General features: G+C 42.6%; 4 protein-coding genes. 2 read left to right on the top strand and 2 right to left on the bottom strand.

Annotation, left to right across the window (positions count from 1 at the left end):
• Positions 1 to 566, top strand: a 566-nt coding sequence (locus KZ793_RS21400) for a gp53-like domain-containing protein (protein ID WP_397443652.1), incomplete at its 5' end; no start/stop codon positions are given.
• A gap of 2 nt (positions 567 to 568) precedes the next feature.
• Entirely contained in the window at positions 569 to 991 is a 423-nt protein-coding gene (locus KZ793_RS21395) for a tail fiber assembly protein (RefSeq protein WP_225817132.1), read from the top strand.
• 25 nt (positions 992 to 1,016) lie between these two features.
• On the opposite strand, the gene KZ793_RS21390 is transcribed toward KZ793_RS21395, so the two are convergent.
• Positions 1,017 to 1,433 (bottom strand): tail fiber assembly protein, encoded by a 417-nt coding sequence (locus KZ793_RS21390; protein WP_225817131.1) that lies wholly within the window; start codon positions 1,431 to 1,433, stop codon positions 1,017 to 1,019.
• A 1-nt stretch (position 1,434) separates the two neighbouring features.
• The gene (locus tag KZ793_RS21385) at positions 1,435 to 1,860 is read right to left on the bottom strand and encodes a gp53-like domain-containing protein (protein ID WP_225817130.1); all 426 of its coding nucleotides are present in this window, start codon (positions 1,858 to 1,860) and stop codon (positions 1,435 to 1,437) included.
• Positions 1,861 to 1,937: the final 77 nt, after the last annotated feature.

The following is a 1,937-nucleotide window of genomic DNA, read 5'->3' as shown; positions in this document are numbered from 1 at the left end:
TACAAATTCCAGAAAACCTTGGTTTAGTGGAAACCGTGAATTTGGCGAAAAGTGCGTATCCAAAATCGGGTGGTGTTGTAAATGGGAATGTGGATGCAACGGGATATGTTTCTGGTAAAGGAGTATATGAAGCACCGGGTATTCGGGTATACAGTTCAATAAACAAACCATCCCCAAGAGAACTCGGTGCATATACCACAGGTGACTGTGATAGGCGGTTTCAACTCAAGGGAAATTACGTCCTAGTTGGACAATCGTACACAAAGTCTGAATCTGATGCCCGATATGGCAGCAAAAATATAGCCTTAAAATCTACAAATGGTTGGTGGAAATGTGGAGATACAGGATTAATCTATCAGTGGGGGCGTAATGATGTTGCTGGACAGGGAAAAATAAAGATTACTTTTCCTGTACCGTTTCCAAATCAATGCATAAATATGCATGTTTCTGTGCGTGCTTCTAGTATCCCATCAGATAATTATTCAACAGTTTATTCATTTGATAAATTTGGGGCTGAAATAGGAAAGGATCAGCTCGGTTCCTTCTGGTTTGCAATAGGATTCTAATCATGTATTACTACAGTGCAACAACTAACGCATTTTATCCGGTCGAATGGAAACAAGACTATATCAATGCCGGTTCATTTCCAAGCGATGCAGTGGAAGTCAATGAGGCTGTTTTCATTGAGTTTGCCAGCAGTATTCCTCCAGAGGGTAAATACCGAATAGCGGGTAAAAATGGTTTACCAGAATGGGCAGATATCCCTTCCCCCACGAAAGAAGAATTGCAGCGACAGGCTAAATTTCAAAAACAGCAATTAATAGCTGAAGCAACAAACCAAATTGCACCATTACAAGATGCGATGGATCTAAATATGGCGAATGATGAGGAAAAAGCACAGTTAGTAACTTGGAAAAAATACCAAATATCACTGAGCCGTATTGATGTCACATTAGCACCAGATATTAATTGGCCTGGAAAACCATCATGAAGTCAGGGGCATAACGCCCCTATTCTTACTTCGGTACCTCCGGCCATGCAATATTGGGAACGGTAGAGCAATCAACTCGATTGAGCAGCACTCTGTAGCGCCTCCATTCGGTTAATGCCGATTTCTCGGCATTGGTAGCAATATTCAAACTAACCGCATCCAAAAGAGGCTCAATTTTTTCTCTGGCTATGTTCATTAATCGCTGCTGCTCCCGTTCTGCCCGTTGCTGCAATTGCTCAAGTGTTGGAGGAGACACATCTACTAATTTAGGGTATCCGTCAGAACCTGCTGCCCACCGTTTTCCCGCAGGGACGTTCAGAAAACTCTTGTAATTCTCATCACTGATTTCAACGCCGTCGTTAGGCCAGCTCCCAGCATCGATATAGCATTGTTTTAGTTCAATCGGATGGAATGCGTTTGTTTTTGCGCTGTAAATATACATATCAATACCCTATAGCAAACCAAAAAACATATGATTTATCGTACGCATTTCTCGACTGGTCAACCGTCACCCATGCGCCTTCTTGTGTCGGGCCTCCAAAATATGCAGATAGTGTTCCTTGCACGTTAAACGGTAACGTCACTGTTGCCAAACCACCGAAACAAGCAGTTGGGAAACGAATTGGGAATTGAACCCACTCATGCTCCTCTCCCAAACTTCCTTTAGTGTATCCCCATTGAAGATAGAAACCTTTATCTCCGCATTTCCACCAACCTGATTTCTCCAGTAACGCGATATTTTGTTTGCCAACAGGCACTAATGTGCCATTTTCTAGACGTTCGTATAGCTTACTGCCACCAATCCAACCACTAGCATCAACATCACCAGTGATTTTTCCACCTGTCTTGGGATACGCACTTTTCGCCAAATTCACGGTTTCCACTAAACCAAGGTTTTCTGTAGCCCATTAACTGACGGTAATCTTTGCGAAAGCAGATTTTAAAA

It is taken from the genome of Photorhabdus antumapuensis (assembly GCF_020387775.1).
In the GTDB taxonomy this organism is placed as follows: Bacteria; Pseudomonadota; Gammaproteobacteria; order Enterobacterales; family Enterobacteriaceae; genus Photorhabdus; species Photorhabdus antumapuensis.
This window is presented reverse-complemented; position numbering and strand designations above follow the sequence as displayed.

Bases quoted from the DNA above. Each gene is read 5' to 3' on its own strand.
- KZ793_RS21390 (WP_225817131.1), bottom strand. From the start codon at position 1,433: ATGTATATTTACAGCGCAAAAACAAACGCATTCCATCCGATTGAACTA.
- KZ793_RS21395 (WP_225817132.1), top strand. From the start codon at position 569: ATGTATTACTACAGTGCAACAACTAACGCATTTTATCCGGTCGAATGG.